The sequence below is a fragment of the Streptomyces sp. NPDC086787 genome (genome assembly GCF_044745865.1).
Classification (GTDB): Bacteria; Actinomycetota; Actinomycetes; order Streptomycetales; family Streptomycetaceae; genus Streptomyces.
This window is the reverse complement of sequence record NZ_JBIVBC010000001.1, coordinates 74,482-91,784: the sequence shown is the minus strand read 5'-3', so window position 1 is coordinate 91,784 and position 17,303 is coordinate 74,482. Positions and strand designations below refer to the sequence as shown.

At 72.4% G+C, this 17,303-nt stretch carries 13 protein-coding genes and 1 tRNA gene; 1 reads left to right on the top strand and 13 read right to left on the bottom strand.

The genetic code is table 11. The features are described 5' to 3' along the window. Window positions 1-169: 169 nt before the first annotated feature. The 8 genes from ACIPK3_RS00345 to ACIPK3_RS00310 all read right to left on the bottom strand — a co-directional run bounded on the left by ACIPK3_RS00345 (window position 170) and on the right by ACIPK3_RS00310 (window position 9,402). Complete coding sequence (locus ACIPK3_RS00345; protein ID WP_402565208.1) at window positions 170-1,630, bottom strand: MFS transporter; 1,461 nt, start codon at window positions 1,628-1,630, stop codon at window positions 170-172. 89 nt (window positions 1,631-1,719) lie between these two features. Continuing rightward, window positions 1,720-1,794 (bottom strand) — tRNA-Cys (locus ACIPK3_RS00340). A gap of 151 nt (window positions 1,795-1,945) precedes the next feature. Continuing rightward, window positions 1,946-3,118: an SUKH-4 family immunity protein gene (locus ACIPK3_RS00335; RefSeq protein WP_402565206.1), complete on the bottom strand. Its 1,173-nt coding sequence runs from the start codon at window positions 3,116-3,118 to the stop codon at window positions 1,946-1,948. A 102-nt stretch (window positions 3,119-3,220) separates the two neighbouring features. Then, a complete protein-coding gene (locus ACIPK3_RS00330) occupies window positions 3,221-5,515 on the bottom strand; it encodes a xanthine dehydrogenase family protein molybdopterin-binding subunit (protein ID WP_402565204.1) in 2,295 nt (764 codons plus the stop codon). Then, entirely contained in the window at window positions 5,512-7,173 is a 1,662-nt protein-coding gene (locus tag ACIPK3_RS00325; RefSeq protein ID WP_402565202.1) for a 2Fe-2S iron-sulfur cluster-binding protein, read from the bottom strand. Before ACIPK3_RS00325 ends, ACIPK3_RS00330 begins: the two co-directional genes overlap by 4 nt. Then, entirely contained in the window at window positions 7,170-8,063 is an 894-nt protein-coding gene (locus ACIPK3_RS00320) for an FAD binding domain-containing protein (RefSeq protein WP_402565200.1), read from the bottom strand. Before ACIPK3_RS00320 ends, ACIPK3_RS00325 begins: the two co-directional genes overlap by 4 nt. Window positions 8,064-8,521: 458 nt before the next feature. Continuing rightward, on the bottom strand, window positions 8,522-8,803 hold the full coding sequence (locus ACIPK3_RS00315) for a DUF3039 domain-containing protein (protein WP_402565198.1): 282 nt from the start codon (window positions 8,801-8,803) through the stop codon (window positions 8,522-8,524). A gap of 29 nt (window positions 8,804-8,832) precedes the next feature. Next, the gene (locus ACIPK3_RS00310; RefSeq protein ID WP_402565196.1) at window positions 8,833-9,402 is read right to left on the bottom strand and encodes a YqgE/AlgH family protein; all 570 of its coding nucleotides are present in this window, start codon (window positions 9,400-9,402) and stop codon (window positions 8,833-8,835) included. 251 nt (window positions 9,403-9,653) lie between these two features. Between ACIPK3_RS00310 and murA the strand changes: the two genes are divergently transcribed. Then, window positions 9,654-10,994, top strand: a complete 1,341-nt coding sequence (gene murA / locus ACIPK3_RS00305; RefSeq protein WP_402565194.1) for a UDP-N-acetylglucosamine 1-carboxyvinyltransferase — start codon at window positions 9,654-9,656, stop codon at window positions 10,992-10,994. A gap of 96 nt (window positions 10,995-11,090) precedes the next feature. On the opposite strand, the gene ACIPK3_RS00300 is transcribed toward murA, so the two are convergent. The 5 genes from ACIPK3_RS00300 to ACIPK3_RS00280 form a co-directional block, all read right to left on the bottom strand. Then, the gene (locus ACIPK3_RS00300; protein ID WP_067001509.1) at window positions 11,091-11,372 is read right to left on the bottom strand and encodes an HU family DNA-binding protein; all 282 of its coding nucleotides are present in this window, start codon (window positions 11,370-11,372) and stop codon (window positions 11,091-11,093) included. Window positions 11,373-11,697: 325 nt separating this feature from the next. After that, window positions 11,698-13,113 (bottom strand): NAD-dependent malic enzyme, encoded by a 1,416-nt coding sequence (locus ACIPK3_RS00295; RefSeq protein ID WP_402565192.1) that lies wholly within the window; start codon window positions 13,111-13,113, stop codon window positions 11,698-11,700. 334 nt (window positions 13,114-13,447) lie between these two features. Further along, a complete protein-coding gene (locus ACIPK3_RS00290) occupies window positions 13,448-15,769 on the bottom strand; it encodes a HelD family protein (RefSeq protein ID WP_402565190.1) in 2,322 nt (773 codons plus the stop codon). 71 nt (window positions 15,770-15,840) lie between these two features. Continuing rightward, window positions 15,841-16,617: a zf-HC2 domain-containing protein gene (locus ACIPK3_RS00285; protein WP_402565188.1), complete on the bottom strand. Its 777-nt coding sequence runs from the start codon at window positions 16,615-16,617 to the stop codon at window positions 15,841-15,843. Between the two features lie 50 nt (window positions 16,618-16,667). Beyond that, on the bottom strand, window positions 16,668-17,189 hold the full coding sequence (locus ACIPK3_RS00280) for a sigma-70 family RNA polymerase sigma factor (RefSeq protein ID WP_019056398.1): 522 nt from the start codon (window positions 17,187-17,189) through the stop codon (window positions 16,668-16,670). Window positions 17,190-17,303 lie beyond the last annotated feature (114 nt).

The window sequence follows — 17,303 nt, the reverse complement described above, 5'->3', positions numbered from 1 at the left end:
CGGCTGGGTATGACAACCGGGCCACCCTACCGGCGGCCCGGCGCCGTGATGCCCCGGACGAGGCGGGCCCACCCGAGGGTGGGACCCACGTCACAACTCGCGCAACCGCCGCGCGATCACCTCGACATCGCCCTCCGCACCGGAGGCCGCGTCGATGACCGGCCGGTCGTCATCCGGCCGCCGGGCTTCGCTCGCCCAGTCGCGTCGTCACCCAGGCGCCCAGCAGCGCCACGGCCGCCATCGGCAGGAACACGGCGGCGAAAGCCGTCGGATGGGCCGCGCCCTGCCCGGCCGATGTGGTGACGTGTCCCGCCATGCCGCCGCCCAGGGTGGCGAAGGCCGCGCCCGCGGCCGCGAGGAGGACCACGTTGGAGAGGGCGTCGGAGATCTGGAGGGCGGCGGAGTTGGTCCCGGCCTCCTCGGGGGCGGACAGGTGCAGCAGGAGCACGCTGGTCGAGGCGATCACCAGTCCCATGCCGAAGCAGCCGAAGCCCCAGGCGACGGCGACAATCCACACCGGCACGGCGTCGAGCAGCACGCTGGGCGCCACCAGGATGGCGAGCGCGACCAGCACCATGCCCGCGGTCATCAGCCGCTCCCGGTACGGCCTCACCCGCGGCCGGGACTGCACCCAGGATCCCAGCGCCCAGGTCGCCCCGCCCGCCGCCAGCGAGAACCCGGCCAGCGTCGGCGTGAGGCCGCGCTGGGTCACCAGCATCAGCGGGACGAACGACTCCGCGGCGACGAAGGACCCGGCGGCCACCCCGCGCAGCAGGACCACGGACGGCAGCCCGCGCGCGGCCCGGTAGGTCCCGTGCGGCAGCAGCCCGCGCGCGGCGGGCACCAGCAGCGCGGCGCCCGCGAGCCCGGGCAGCACGGACACCCAGCGCAGATCCTGCGCCGCGTACTGGAGCAGCCCGGCGCCCAGGGAGATGCCGAGGGCGAGCCGGATGCGCCGCCGGTCGGGGGGTGCCGTCGCCTCGTCCTCGCGCACGGGGCCCGCCGCCCGCCGCCGTATCTGGGGGAGGGCCAGTGCCAGCGGGAACACCACCAGTACCGGGATCCCGAGGAACACCCAGCGCCAGCCGAGGTGCTCGGTCACCGCCCCGGCCGCGAGCGGCCCGACGACGGACGGCAGGACCCATCCGGCCGCGAACCCCGCCATGATCGCCGGGCGCAGCCGTTCCGGGTAGGCCCGGCCCACGACGACGTACAGCGCGACGATCACCAGTCCGCCGCCGAACCCCTGGACGGCCCGCCCGGCGATGAACACCCACATCGCCCCGGCGGTCCCGGACACCACCAGCCCCGCCGCGAACGCGCCGATCCCGCAGGTCAGCGCCCCGAGTGGACCGCGTCGGTCCGACCACTGCCCGGCGAGCACCATCCCGGACAGGCTGGTGGTGAAGTACCCGGAGAAGGCGAACGCGTACAGCGCCACCCCGTCCAGTTCGCGGGCCGCGACCGGCATGGCCGTGCCCACCGCGGTCGCCTCGAAGGCGATGAGGAGCACGACGGAGACGATGCCGACGCTCAGCGCCCGGTAGGACCGCCCGAGTACCGTCTCGTCGGCGCTGTCGGCGGATGTGTCCGCGACGTCGGGGGCGTCGCGCGGCTCAAGGGCGGTCATGCTCGCCAGCGTAGGTCGCGGCCCGCGCTTCGGCCCCTGTCCGAGGTCGCCTCCCGGCTGCGACCTTGGTCGTAGGCCGGGAGGGACGGTGGAGACCGTGGCGGGATTCGAACCCACGTACCTCGCTTTGCAGGCGAGTCCCTGAACCGCTCGGGCACACGGTCTTGATTCGTGTACGAACGTACGGCCGGGCGGCGAGGGGGTTCAAGGAATTCGGGGAGGCCGAAACAGGACTGCCATACGGCGTTCATGAACGGCCGGTGTCAGAGCACGGGGCCAGAGCGCGGTGTCAGAGCACGGTGTCAGAGCACGGTGTCAGAGCGTCCCGCCCGCCTCGTCCCGGAAGACCTCCGTCCAGTAGTGCCAACCGGTGCCCGGCGCCGTGCCCGTCGTGTCGTACGACGCGAGGACCTGGAGCATCGTCGCGGCCAGCTGGTCGTAGACGCTGGTGAGTTCGCCGCCGAGGTCCGAGTCGAGCGCGCGCTCCCGGTGCAGGAGCCAGAGGGTGAAGGCGAGGGTGGAGACGTCCGTGTTGAGGGCCTCCAGGGTTCCCTCGGGCTCGCTGAAGGTCAGGACCGCGCCTGTCGTGCCGTCCACCACCAGGCTGTTGTCCTCGACCAGACGGCCGAGGCGTATCAGGCGGTCGGAGTGGGCCGGGAGCGCGTCCCCCGGCTCCAGGGGGTGCTCTCCCGCGCGCTCGACGGTGCGGTGGTCCCTCAGCGTCGGCAGGGGCACGTCCGTGTCGAAGTCGAAGTGGAAGACGTCCGCGTCCTCCGGCAGTCCCGTCTCGCGCAGGAAGCGGCGGGTCGGCTCGTGGGTGAGCGCGGCGGGGAAGTCGACCTCCTCGAAGCGGACCATCCGGCCCGGGCCGAACTCCTCGTTCATGAGGCGCGCGGGAACGTCCAGGGTGAGCCCGCTGTCGGTGCCGGGACCCGCCGTCAGTGCCAGGGGGCGGATCAGCGCGGCCACCTTCCAGTACGGCGGGACACGACCGTCGGTGTCCTCCTCGAACAGGCGGAGGAGCCGGCGGGACGCCTCGGTGGCCGTCCTCACGCCGTGCCGGCCCGCGAGGGAGGCGAAGCGGCCGCGGAGGGCGGCCAGTTCCTCGGTGGCCGCGGCGAACCGCAGCAGGACGGTGAGGGAGGGGGCGAGCGGGCGGCAGCCCCCCGGAGCACGGAGGTGGGTGGTGGTGATCTCGCCCGTCCGGCCGTCGAGCAGGATCGACTCCCGCAGACCGCTCGCCGGGCCGAGCAACTCCCCTATCACCAGCCGGTCCCGCAGCTCCTCGGCGAGCCGGGCGGGGCGCTCGGCGGCGTCCGCGAGGGTGCGCAGGCCCGCCGTGCGGAGCGGCTCGAAGGTGAACAGGGCGCCGTCGGCCGGCAGTCCGGAGCCGGTGAGCAGGACACGGGTCGGCGCGTGTGTGACGTGGGACCCCAGATCGTCCTCGGTCAGGGTGATCGCCGTGACACCGGCGTCGATCGTGCTCATCGCTCCCCCGCGACTTCAGGCGTACATCAAGCTGCCCCGAACACTACGCGGCACCACTGACAACGCCCCGTGAGCGGCGAAGGCCCCGGGGGTGCTTGGGGACTACTGGCCGGTCACGACCGCCGCCTGCGGGCGGATCGGCAGCCGGTTGACCGGGCGGCCGGTCGCCGCGCGCACCGCGGAGGCGACCGCCGCCGGGGACGTCACGACCGGTACCGCGCTGGCCGCCTTGGCGCCGAACGGGGCGACCACGTCCCGCTCCTCCACGAGCTTGACGATCCGGATGTCCGGCGCGTCCAGGGCGGTGGGCAGGGCGTACCCGGTGAGGTCGGGGTGGCGGACGAGACCGCGCGGGGCGCGCAGGTTCTCGGTGAGGGCGATACCGACGCCCTGGGTGACGCCCGCCTCGATGCGCGCGGCGAGCTGCGCCGGGTTGAGGATCCGGCCGACGTCCTGGGCGACGGCGAGCTCCACGACCCGTACCGAGCCGAGTTCGATGTCGACGTCCACCACCGCGCGGACCGCACAGAAGGCGAGGCCGACAAAGGCGTCGCCCTGTCCCTCGGCGTCCAGCGGCTCGGTGGGGTGCGGGCGGCACTGGGCGGTGGCCCACAGCTCCTTGCCGTCCATCGCCTCGGTGACGGTGGTCGACAGGACGCCGTCGTACGACGTGATCCTGCCGTCGTTGATCTGCAGCAGCTCGGTGGACATACCGAACTTGTGCGCGAGGGGCTGGAGCAGCTGGGTGCGGACCATCTTGGCCGCCCGCTCCACCGCGCCACCGGAGACCCAGGTGTGGCGGCCGTGGCAGCTCGCCCCGGCCGAGGGCTGGTCGGTGTCGACGGGCGCGACGTGCACCTCGTCGATCCCGAGGGTCTCCTGGACGATCTGGCGGGCGAGCGTGGTGAAGCCCTGGCCGGTCTCCACGGCCGCGCACAGCACGGTGGCGATGCCGTCGTGGACCTTGACGGTCGCGGTGGAGACCTCGTCGGTGCCCTCCGCGCCGAGCATGTGCACCATGCCGAGGCCGTAGCCGACGCCTCTTCGCACGGCGCCCGGCTCACCCGCGCCCTCGGGGCCGCCGGGCAGCAGCCACTCGTCCTCGGGGGTGTCCTTGGGCAGCTCCGGCAGCGGGAAGTCCCGCACCGCCTGGAGGAGTTCGGCGACCGGCGCCGGGCAGGTCACGGTCTGGCCGATGGGCAGGACGTCCCCGGTGGCCAGCGCATTGCGCAGCCGCAGTTCGGCCGGGTCCTGGCCGAGCTTCTTGGCGAGCTTGTCCATCTGCGCCTCGTAGGCGGCGCACACCTGCATGGCGCCCTCGCCGCGCACATGGCCGGAGGGCGGGTTGTTGGTGCGTACCGCCCAGCCCTCGATGAAGGCGTTCGGGACGACGTACGGGCCGCAGGCGAAGGAGACCGCGGCGGCCAGCGCCTCGGCGGAGGAGTCGGCGTAGGGGCCCGCGTCGAGCAGGATCTGCGCCTCGACCTTGACCAGGTTGCCCTCGGCGTCCGCGTGGTGGCGGTAGCGCAGCAGGGTGGGGTGGCGGTGGGTGTGGCCGAGGAAGGACTCCTCGCGGGTCGCGGTCAGCTTCACCGGGCAGCCGGTCTTGAGCGCGAGCAGGCCGAGCGGGAGCTGGAAGCCCTGGTCCTCGCGGTCGGCGGTGGCGCCCGGGACGCCGGTGACGACGATCTTCACCCGGTCGGTGTCCAGCCCGTAGACGGCCGCCGCGGTGTTGCGGTCGGTGTGCGGGTCGGTGGACGCGAGGTACAGCTCCACGCCGCCGTCGGGGCGCGGCACGGCGAGCCCGGCCTCGGCGCCGATGGGCGCGGGGTCCTGGCGGCCGATGCGGTAGAGGCCCTCCACGACGATCTCGCCGGCCGCGTCGGGGTCGCCGTGGCGCAGCGGGATGTGCCGGATCAGGTTGCCGTCGGGGTGCAGCGGTTCGGCCTCGAAGGCGTGCTCCGGGTCGGTCACCGGGTCGAGCGTCTCGTACTCGACGATCACGGCGGCCGCGGCCAGCCGCGCGGTGTCCGGGTGGTCGGCGGCGACGGCCGCGATGGGCTCTCCGTGGTGCCGTACCACCTCGGAGGCGAAGACCGGGCGGTCGGGCGTGCCGCGGCCGTAGCGGGGGGTGCCGGGCACGTCCTCGTGGGTGATGACGGCCCGTACGCCGGGCATGTCGCGCGCGTGGGAGGTGTCGATCGAGACGATGCGCGCGTGCGGGTGCGGGGAGCGCAGCACGGCCGCCCAGAGCAGGCCCTCGGCCCACAGGTCGGCCGCGTACGGGAAGGTGCCCTCGGTCTTGGCGTGGGCGTCGGACGGCAGCAGGGAGACGCCGAGGCCGCGCGGCGGCTGATCGGGAGCGGGCTCCGCGGGTGCGGCTGCTTCGATGCTCACGCCTGGCCTCCGTCCTGCCCGTACGGCTGCTCGTACGGCTGCTCGTACGGCGGCTGGGGGTCGCGCGGGATCTGTGGGCCGGGCGCCTCGAAGCCGGAGGCCTCGAACAGCGACGGGCTGACCCCGCCCGCTCCCGGGCCCGCCTGGTGCGGGATGCGCACCTCGCCCGTGTCCGTCCCGCCCTCGGCCTCGGCCTCGGCGTGCGCCTCGCGTTCGGCCACGACGTCCTTGACGGCCTCCAGGACACCCCGGTAGCCGGTGCAGCGGCACAGGTTGCCGCACAGCGCCTGGCGCGTCTCGATCTCGGTCGGCGCCGGATTGCCCTCCAGCAGGTCGTGCACGGTCATCGCCATGCCGGGCACGCAGAAGCCGCACTGCACGGCACCGCACCGGGCGAGCGCCCGCTGCACGTCGGAGGGCTGTCCGTCGGCGGCGAGTCCCTCGACCGTGCGGACCTCGCTGCCGGCCGAAGTGACCGCGGGCACCAGGCAGGAGGCGACGAGCCGGCCGTCCACCTGGACGTTGCAGGCCCCGCACTCGCCCTGGGAGCAGCCGTCCTTGGCACCGGCCAGACCGAGGCGCTCACGCAGGACGTACAGCAGGGACTCGCCGATCCAGGCGTCGGTGACCGGGCGGTCGGCGCCGTTGACGCGCAGGACGTAGGAGGCGAGGGGGTGTTCCTCGTGCGGCGGGAGCGGTGCCTGCTCCTCCGGAGTGTCCGGGGTGTCGTCCGCCTCGCCCTGGTCGTCCGGGCCCGGGGCCGCCTCGTCCGGCGCCTCGTCCGCCATCTCTTCCGGGGCAGCCGGGCCGTCGGACTCGTCGTCCACGGCTGTTCCGGCGGCCGTCTCCGGGCGGGTGTCTTCGGCGTCGGTGCCGCCGGTGTGGTCCGTGTCGCCGGTGCCGTCCGTGTCGTCGGCGTCGGGCCGCGCGAGGTGCTCGGCGGGACCCTCGAAGGCCGCATCGGCCGGCTCGGGCGCCGCCGGGGCGTGCTCCTCGGCGGGCCGGTACGGCGGGGCGGCGTCCGGGTGGGCGGGCGCGCCCTCCTCCGGGTGCCCGGCGTCGGCCCGGGGGCCGTCGGCACGCGGATCGGTGGCCTGCTGCCCCCACGTGGCCCCGGCGCCCTCCGTCGCCCAGGGCGCGGGCGCGCCGCCGGGGAGGGTGGCGGGCGGGGTGCCGCCCCAGTGCTCGATCAGGGCGGACGTGGTGAACTCGCCCGATTCGTCCGGCAGGTCGCCGCCCGCGACGGGGATGGACCACTCGCCGGTCACGTCATGGCCGGGTGCGGCGGCCTCGGCGGGCTCTTCGAAGGTCCACTGCTGGGTGGCCCCGGGGTGGTACGCGAACCGGTCGTCGTGGCCGGGCTCGTGGCGTACGGCGTTGGGGTCGGGCCAGCGCGTGCCGTCGTCGGCCGGGATCGCCCAGCTGCCGGTGGCGGCGGGGTCGGTCACGCCGTTCGCGCCGGGCACCACCGCTATCTGCGGCGGCACATAGCCGTGACCGGGCGCGGCGAGCGGACTGTCGGCGGCGAGGAGCGCGTCGATGCCCCCTTCGGGGAGCTTGACGAACGCGGTGGCCCCGTCGTCGTAGTCGCCCTGGGGCAGCGGGTCCCAGCGGCCGCCGCCCTGGGAGCTGCCTTCCGCGTGCTGGTCGTCGGTCACGACAGCGCCCTCCCCAGTGCTCGTCGGGCCAGCGCGGCGACGGTGCGCCGCAGGTGCAGTACGGCGGGCGGGAGCGGCGGCAGGGAGCCGTCGCTCTCCGGGACCGGGTCCGGGATGCAGGCCGCGGCCACGTACTCGCCGAAGGCGTTGAGCGCCTCGGGGACGATCGCGCGGTCGTTGTCCCAGTCGATGAGCCGCGCGACCCACTGCTCGGCCTCCAGGGGCCTGAGCGGCATCGGCGCGATGGCGCCGACGGCGCACCGCACCGCGCGCCGCGCGGGGTCGAGGACGAGGGCCACGGAGGCGGCCGCACGTCCCGGGCCGGTCCGTCCGGTCGCCTTCAGGAACACCTGCGGGGCATGCAGCAGGGGCACGCGCACAAAGCCGATCAGCTCGCCGCCGCGGAGCATCTCCATGCCCGCCAGCAGGTGCGAGACCGGGATCTCCCGCCGGGAGCCGCCGGGGCCCGCGACGATCACCGCGGCCTCCAGGGCGGCGAGGACCGGAAGCGCGTCCCCGGTGGGCGCGGCCGAGGCGATGTTGCCGCCCAGGGTGCCCGCGTTGCGGATGTGCGGCGGTCCCGCGGCGCGCGCGGCCGCGGCCAGGGCCGGGATCAGGGCGGCGAAGTCGGGGCGGCCCATCCGCGCGTGGGTGAGTCCGGCGCCGAGCAGCGCGTGGCCGTCCTGGTACTGCCAGCCGCGGATCTCGCTGATCCGGCCGAGGCCGACCAGGGCGGCGGGCCTGAGCTGTCCGGAGTTGACGGCGGCCATAAGGTCGGTGCCGCCCGCGACGGGAACGGCGGTGGGCATGGCTGCGAGCGCCGCCACGGCCTCGTCCAGGCTCGTGGGCAGCGTGACGGTCTGCGCCGCCTGCGGTGCGTGCGTGGTCAAACCGGCTGCCCCTTCCACTGCCCCACCTGGTCCCACCTGTGTTGCCGTACGGTACGTGCTCACAGGGCGGACGTGGCAACTCTGGCACATCATCGCAACACTCGAACGCGAGGGTCCGCTACAAGGCATTCACGCACCTTGCTGCGGAGATGGTCCGTTTTCCCACCTCATCGCCGATGAGGGCCGACGAGGCGGGAATGACACTCTTCGGTGACCCCTGGGCTCTTTTTCCGCCGTCTGTTCGAACCCGGACTTCCCGCCTGCTTCCCGCGCGCGGGGCACCGGCCGCCAAGTCACCGGCGGCGGAGGCCCGTCCGGCCCCGGCCCGCGGAAGTCCCGCGCCACGGCGGGACTCTGAGGCGGCGAAACACATCCCCTTCGGGGCCTGCAAACCGGCCCCGCCCCGGGTCGGGTTGACACGGCTTCAGCACCCCCGGCACCGGCGGGGGCGCCGGCTGCTACTTGTCGCCGCCCTTGCCCTCGTCGCCGCCGCTGCCCATGGAGTCGAAGATCTCCTTGCACATGGGGCACACCGGGTACTTCTTCGGGTCACGCCCCGGCACCCACACCTTGCCGCACAGCGCCACGACGGGCGTGCCGTCGAGCGCGCTCGCCATGATCTTGTCCTTCTGGACGTAGTGGGCGTAGCGCTCGTGGTCGCCGTCGCCGTGGGACACCTGCGGCGTCGGCTCTACGAGGGTCCCGGTACCAGTCCCGCGCTCGGGCTCAAGAGTGCTCATATCGCCAAGGGTACTGAAGGCCGCCCGTATCAGTTGAGCGACGGGTCGTCCGGATACGTGGCCACCATCGCCAGCTCACTGCGCTGCCGGCGCAGCACTTCGCGCCACAGTCTCTCGGGCGCCGGGGAGGACACGTCGCCCGGTTCCGACTCGACGACGTACCAGGCACCCTCCACCAGCTCGTCCTCCAGCTGACCGGGCCCCCAGCCCGCGTAGCCGGCGAAGATCCTGAGGGATCCGAGGGCGGAGGCGAGCAGTTCGGGCGGGGTCTCCAGGTCCACCAGGCCGATCGCACCGTGCACCCGGCGCCAGCCGAGCGGGGCCCCGTCGCCCGCGCCGCCGGGGATGACCGCGACGCCGAGCGCGGAGTCCAGGGAGACGGGACCGCCCTGGAATACGACACCGGGCTCACCGGCGAGCTCCGCCCAGCCCTCCAGGATGTCGCCCACGCCCACCGGGGTCGGACGGTTGAGGACGACGCCGAGGGAGCCCTCCTCGTCGTGGTCGAGAAGCAGCACCACCGCACGGTCGAAGTTCGGGTCCGCCAGGGCGGGCGTTGCCACGAGCAGCCGCCCTGTGAGCGAGGACACCTCCGTCATGCCAGACATGATCCCGCATCTTCCCTTCGCTCGGGGAGCCAACGCGGGTACGCGGGTGAACGCAGCTCAGGGCGCATCGATGCGCCCTGAGCGCACGCCCGCGACGGTGACCCCTCGTACCCGATCGCGAACGGTTCGTGTTGTGACACACCTGTGGCGTTCCCGGGCGGCCCTCGGGCTTACGGGAGGGGGGCGGTGGGCGATTACCCTGTCTCTCCGGCCCCTGCCCCACTCCACGGAACGCGAGATTCATGACCGTCAACGACGATGTCCTCCTTGTCCACGGCGGAACCCCGCTGGAGGGCGAGATCCGTGTCCGCGGTGCGAAGAACCTCGTGCCGAAGGCGATGGTCGCCGCCCTGCTGGGCAGTGCGCCGAGCAGGCTGCGCAACGTTCCGGACATTCGTGACGTGCGTGTCGTGCGCGGCCTGTTGCAACTGCACGGGGTGACGGTCCGGCCGGGCGACGAGCCCGGCGAGCTGGTGCTGGACCCGACGTACGTGGAGAGCGCGAACGTCGCCGACATCGACGCCCACGCGGGTTCCTCGCGCATCCCGATCCTCTTCTGCGGCCCGCTGCTGCACCGGCTCGGCCACGCCTTCATCCCGGGGCTGGGCGGCTGCGACATCGGCGGCCGGCCGATCGACTTCCACTTCGACGTGCTGCGGCAGTTCGGCGCCACCATCGAGAAGCGTGCCGACGGCCAGTACCTGGAGGCGCCGCAGCGGCTGCGCGGCACGAAGATCCGGCTGCCGTACCCGTCCGTCGGCGCGACCGAGCAGGTGCTGCTGACGGCCGTACTGGCCGAGGGCGTCACCGAGTTGTCCAACGCGGCCGTCGAGCCGGAGATCGAGGACCTCATCTGCGTGCTGCAGAAGATGGGCGCGATCATCGCGATGGACACCGACCGCACGATCCGCATCACCGGTGTGGACAAACTCGGCGGTTACAACCACCACGCCCTGTCGGACCGTCTGGAGGCCGCGTCCTGGGCGTCGGCGGCGCTGGCGACCGAGGGCAACATCTATGTGCGCGGGGCGCAGCAGCGCTCGATGATGACGTTCCTGAACACCTACCGGAAGGTGGGGGGTGCCTTCGAGATCGACGACGAGGGCATCCGCTTCTGGCACCCGGGTGGCCAGCTGAAGTCCATCGCGCTGGAGACGGACGTGCACCCCGGCTTCCAGACCGACTGGCAGCAGCCCCTGGTGGTGGCGCTGACCCAGGCGACGGGTCTGTCGATCGTGCACGAGACGGTGTACGAGTCCCGGCTGGGCTTCACCTCCGCGCTGAACCAGATGGGTGCCCACATCCAGCTGTACCGCGAGTGCCTGGGCGGTTCCGTCTGCCGTTTCGGCCAGCGCAACTTCCTGCACTCGGCGGTCGTCTCGGGCCCCACCAGGCTCCAGGGCGCCGATCTGGTCATCCCCGACCTGCGCGGTGGCTTCTCGTACCTGATCGCCGCGCTGGCCGCCCAGGGCACGTCCCGGGTGCACGGCATCGACCTGATCAACCGCGGCTACGAGAACTTCATGGAGAAGCTCATGGAGCTGGGCGCGAAGGTGGAGCTGCCCGGCAAGGCGCTCGGCTGATCCACGGCGGCAACGCGATGGGGCGGCACCCGGAGTCCGGGGCCGCCCCATCGGCGTGTTACGAGCCGCGCGCCGTCCCGCGGCGCGCGGACAAGGTCACTTGCCCTTGGCCGCTTCCTTGAGCTTCGAGCCCGCGGAGACCTTCACGCTGTAGCCGGCCGGGATGTTGATGGGCTCACCGGTCTGCGGGTTGCGCGCGGTGCGAGCGGCACGGTGGGTGCGCTCGAAGGTCAGGAAGCCGGGGATGGTGACCTTCTCGTCGCCCTTGGAGACGATGTCGCCGACGACCTCGGCGAACGCGGCCAGCACGGCGTCGGCGTCCTTGCGGGTCACCTCGGCGCGGTCGGCCAGCGCGGCCACCAGCTCACTGCGGTTCATAGTTGTTACTCCCGTGTTCTTCTTGCCGTTGGGGTGTGCCACGCGGCGGTGCCGCACATGGCACAGCGAAGCCGATGCGCTCGCGCCCAGGGACGCATCCTGCCCCTACCTGCGGCGGGAAAGCCAATCCGGCACCCGCAGGAGTCGTGAGAACACCCTGAGGAGTCACACGAAAAGCGCCTGCTCGGCGTCACCCTAGAGGGACGCCGAGGTCCGCCGGTTCCACGACGCGCCGGTTCGGGCACGACCGTGCGGATCGTCACAGATCCCCACCGCGCCCGCGCGCCCTCGCACGCGCGCCCTCGCGCATCTCCGTGCGCGGTGGCTACGCGCCCGCGCCTGCCGCCCTCGCGGCCTCCCGCACCGCGCCCGCCACCGCGCCCGCGACCTTGTCGTTGAAGACGCTCGGGATGATGTAGTTCGGGTTCAGCTCGTCCTCGCTCACCACGTCCGCGAGGGCCTTCGCGGCAGCGAGCATCATGTCGGTGTTGACCGTGCGGGACTGCGCGTCCAGCAGACCGCGGAAGACACCCGGGAAGACCAGCACGTTGTTGATCTGGTTCGGGAAGTCGGAGCGGCCGGTGGCCACAACTGCGGCCGTCTGGCGAGCGATTGCCGGGTCGACCTCGGGGTCGGGGTTCGCGAGCGCGAACACGATCGCGTCGTCGGCCATGGCGGCCACGTCGTCGCCGTCGAGGACGTTGGGGGCGGAGACACCGATGAAGACGTCGGCGCCGCGCGCCGCCTCCTTCAGTGTGCCGGTCAGGCCCTCGTGGTTGGTGTTGTCGGCGATCCAGCGCAGCGGCGAGTCCGGCGCGGCGGCCACCAGGTCCGCGCGGGCGGAGTGCACGACGCCGTGGATGTCGGCGACGACGGCACTCTTCACGCCCGCCGCGAGCAGCAGTTTGAGGATGGCCGTACCGGCCGCTCCGGCGCCCGACATGACGACGCGGATGTTCTCGATCGACTTGCCGGTGACGCGGAGTGCGTTGGTGAGGGCGGCGAGGACCACGATCGCCGTTCCGTGCTGGTCGTCGTGGAAGACGGGGATGTCGAGCGCCTCGCGCAGCCGGGCCTCGATCTCGAAGCAGCGGGGCGCGGAGATGTCCTCGAGGTTGATGCCGGCGAATCCCGGGGCGATCGCCTTGACGATCTCGACGATCGCATCGGTGTCCTGGGTGTCCAGGCAGATCGGCCAGGCGTCGATGCCGGCGAAGCGCTTGAAGAGGGCCGCCTTGCCCTCCATGACGGGCAGCGCGGCCTTGGGGCCGATGTTGCCGAGGCCCAGCACGGCGGAGCCGTCCGTCACAACCGCAACGGAGTTGCGCTTGATGGTGAGGCGGCGGGCGTCCTCGGGGTTCTCGGCGATCGCCATGCAGACGCGGGCCACGCCCGGCGTGTAGATCATGGAGAGGTCGTCGCGGTTGCGAATGGGGTGCTTGGACGCCATCTCGATCTTGCCGCCGAGGTGCATCAGGAACGTACGGTCGGAGACCTTGCCGAGGGTGACGCCCTCGATGCCGCGCAGCTGCTGCACGATCTGGTCGGCGTGCGCGGTGGAGCTGGCCGCGATGGTGACGTCGATGCGGAGCTTCTCGTGGCCGGACGCGGTGACGTCGAGGCCGGTGACCGAGCCTCCGGAAGCCTCCACGGCGGTGGTGAGCTGCGAGACGGCCGTTCCGCTCGCGGGCACCTCCAGCCGGATGGTCATCGAGTAGGAGACGCTGGGCGCCGTTGCCATGGCCGACTTCCTCTGCTTTCACCGTGTCGCGTACGTGCTGTCCGATCGTCGCACCTACCGCCGAGTAGGCGTTAGCCGGTCCTTGATTGCGGACGTAGTGTTCACGGCCGTAGGCGCGAAAAGAGACCCACGTCACGGATGACGTGGGTCTCCTTCTCGTTCATGACACCGACCCGCCATGCTCGCCTCGCGGCAAGTGGTCGCTCGTAGCGACGAAGGTTGGGCCCGGGGGCTTGGATCGAGCCGGTGTCACTTGCCAGGCTAACAAACGGATCGCCCGGAACCATTCCCGTGCGCAGAGTTCAGAGCCCGCTTTGAGGATTCCGTGGACGGGTCAGTCCCGGAGCAGGTCCGGCACCCCGTCCGCATCCGGCTCGTCCCGTTCGCCCGAGACGATGCTGAGCTGCTGGGTGGCCCTGGTCAGCGCCACGTAGAGCACTCTGAGGCCGGCCGGGGACTCGTCGGCGATCTCCGCGGGCGAGACGACCACCGTGGCGTCGTACTCCAGTCCCTTGGCCTCCAGACTGCCGAGCGCCACCACCCGTTCGCCGAGTCCGTCGAGCCAGCGCGCGGCCTCCGCGCGGCGGTTCATGGCGACGACCACGCCGACCGTTCCGTCGACCTGGTCGAGCAGCCGTTCGGCCTCCGCACGCACGGTCTGCTCCAGCGACGGGCCGGCCACGGCGAAGCGCGGACGTACGCCGGTGGAGCGCACCGCCGACGGGGACACGGAGCCGGGCATGGCGAGGGCCAGCACCTTGGCCGCCAGCTCGGCGATCTCGGCCGGGTTGCGGTAGTTCACGGTGAGCTGGAAGCGGCGGCGGGGCCGGGTGCCGAGGGCCTCGTCGCGGGCCTCGGCCGCCTCGTCGGGGTCGGACCAGGAGGACTGGGCGGGGTCGCCGACGACCGTCCAGGTGGCGTGCCGGCCGCGCCTGCCGACCATCCGCCACTGCATCGGCGTGAGGTCCTGGGCCTCGTCCACGATGACGTGGGCGTACTCGGTGCGTTCCTGCGCGAGCCGCTCGGCGCGCTCCCGCTGTGTCTCCTCGCGTACGGGCATCAGCTCCTCCAGTCCGGTGAGCTGGTCCAGCGGGTCCAGTTCGCGCCGCTTCCTGGGGCGGGCCGGGGCGCCGAGGATCGACTGGAGCTCGTCCAGCATGGCGATGTCGTGCACGGAGTGGCCGTCGCGTCTGAGCGAGCGGGCGACCCTGCGCACCTCGCCGGGGTTGAGGATCCGGCGGGCCCAGCGGCCGAGCCGGCGCTCGTCGGCCATGGCCGCGAGGACGGCCCCTGGGGTCAGCTCGGGCCACCACGCGTCGAGGAAGGCGATGAAGCTGTCCTCCTCGATCACGTCCTCGTCGAAGGACGACCGCAGCTCGGCGGCCAGCTCCGGGTCGGTGTGCCGGCCGGCGGCGCCGGACTTGGCCCACAGGGCGTCCAGGAGCAGCTTGCGGGCGCGCGGGCGGAGCAGGTTGACCGGGGCGGTGCCGCCCAGGGCGGCGTGGCGGACGCGTTCCAGCTCGGCGCCCTCCAGCTCCAGCCGCCGCCCGAAGGCGACGACCCGCAGCCGGCCGGGCGGGTCGGCGGGCGCGCCCGCCGGTCCCAGTTCCAGCGCGCCCCGGGCCACCCTCCGCAGCACCTTGACCATGCGGTACGACCCCTTGGCCCGGGCCACGGACGGGGAGTCGTACAGGGTGGCCTCGGCGCCGTCGACCAGTGAGCCGATCGCCCGGATGGCGACCTGGCCCTCCTCGCCGAGCGAGGGCAGCACGCCCTCGGTGTACGCCACGAGCAGCGGGGTGGGCGAGACGATCAGGATGCCGCCCGCGTACCGGCGCCGGTCCTGGTAGAGCAGGTAGGCGGCCCGGTGCAGCGCGACGGCGGTCTTGCCGGTGCCGGGTCCGCCCTCGACGTAGGTCACGGAGGCGGCGGGGGCCCGGATGACGAGGTCCTGCTCGGCCTGGATGGAGGCGACGATGTCCCGCATGGTGTGGCCGCGGGCCTGGCCGAGGGCGGCCATCAGGGCGCCGTCGCCGATGACGGGCAGCTGCTCACCGTCCAGGTGTGCCTTCAGCTCGGGGCGCATGAGGTCGTCCTCGACGCCGAGCACCTGGCGGCCCTTGGAGCGGATGACCCTGCGTCGTACCACCCGTCCCGGGTCGACCGGGGTGGAGCGGTAGAAGGGGGCCGCGGCGGGCGCCCGCCAGTCGATGACCAGCGGGGCGTAGTCCTGGTCCAGGACGCCGATGCGGCCGATGTGCAGGGTCTCGGCGATGTCGGCGGTGCTGTCGGGGCGTACGGCGCCTTCGGCGGGTTCCACGGCGGTGTAGGCGCCGTCGGGTCCCTTCTTGCCGTCCTTGCCGAGCAGCAGGTCGATCCGTCCGAAGAGGAAGTCCTCGAACTCGTTGTTGAGCCGGTTGAGGTGGACGCCGGCCCGGAAGACCTGGGCGTCCCGCTCGGCCAGCGCGCCGGGCGTGCCGACGTGGCCGCGCTGGGCGGCGTCGTGCATCAGGAACTCCGCCTCGTGGATCTTCTCCTCCAGGCGGCGGTACACCCGGTCGAGGTGCGCCTGTTCGACACTGATTTCTCGGTCCCGTACGGAGTCTTGCGCACCGTGAACCGAGCCGACCGCGGATTGTTGTGCCTGAGCGGCCACCGGGCCCCCTTCTGACGTGCTGGGCAGCCGTCAACCGTACGCGAAGGGGGGCCCGGGAAGCTATGCGTCGACTACGCGTCGATGCCTACGAGTTTCTTTCCGTCGAAGGTCATGACCTCGAAGTGGTCGATCTGGTTGGGGTCGAAGGCGGCGCCACCGTGCACGTAGAGGGGGTTCTTGGCCTCTTCGGTCTTGGCGTTCGGGATGCCGTATCCCCAGTTCGGGACGGACCAGGAGGTCACCGTCTCGCGTTCGCCGTTCTTGCCGACGGCGATCAGCGAGCACTTCTGCGGGCCGGTGACATTGCTCAGCTGGAGGACCGCGTGGGTGCCCCAGGCCTTCTTCTCGAGCGCGACGGTCGCGGTGACATGGGTGGCCGGGTCGGTGGCCGTCTTCTTGTCCCCCATGGTCTGGAAGGCCGCCTGGGCGGGTCCCATCGCCATGTTGTCCTTGCCGCCGCCGTCCGAGGAGCCGCCGGTCGCCGCCAGTACCGCCAGCGGGCCGCCGACGATCAGCGCGACCGAGGCCGCGAGCATGAACATGGTGCGGCGGCGCTTGACGGTGCGCTGCTCCGAGACCTCCACGACCAGCTTCTCCGCGAGCCGCGGGCTGGGCCTGGCGGACAGCGAATCGCCGATCACCGGGGTGCTGCCGGCACCGGGCAGGTCCGCGAGGGCGGCCAGCATCGGTTCCATCCCGGCCAGCTCGTCCAGTTGCTGGGCGCACCACTCGCACCCGGCGAGGTGCATCTCGAAAGCGGTTGCTTCGGCGTCGTCGAGAAGCCCGAGGGCGTACGCGCCGACGGTCTCGTGTTCGTTGGGTTCCTGAGATCCCTGGTTCGGGCTCATGGGTCCAGACATACCCGGACCGCCCGTGCTGAATCCCCCGTATCCGCTCATCACGCCGTCACCCCCCGCTCCTCCAGCGCCAGCTTCATCGACCGCAGGGCGTAGAACACCCGGGAACGGACGGTGCCGCTGGGTATACCCAGGGTCTCGGCCGCCTCGTTGACGGTACGCCCCTTGAAGTACGTCTCGACAAGTACCTCCCGGTGAGCCGGGGTCAGGTCGTCGAGCGCGTCGGACAGCGTCATCAGCCACAGCGCCTTGTCGATCTCGTCCTCCGCGGGGATGACCTCCAGCGGCGACGGATCGACCTCTTGCGGCCGGGCCTGCCGGCTGCGGTGGCCGTCGATGACGATGCGGCGTGCGACCGTCACCAGCCAGGGGCGTACCGATCCGGTCGCCCGATTGAGCTGACCGGCGTTCTTCCAGGCACGGATAAGCGTCTCCTGCACAACGTCCTCTGCTCGCTGCCGGTCACCGGCGACCAGCCGCAGGACATACGCAAGGAGAGGTCCGGCGTGCTCTCGATACAGAGCACGCATCAGCTCCTCATCAGGCTCCGAGGACTGGGACATGCGATGTCGGGCCCTCGATCCACGTTCATTGGCCACGACGGAATCCTTGCGCACGCCCACCTCCGATGTCCGGGGGTTCCCCCGTCCGGTCGCTCGTGCACAGGTACGGAAGCG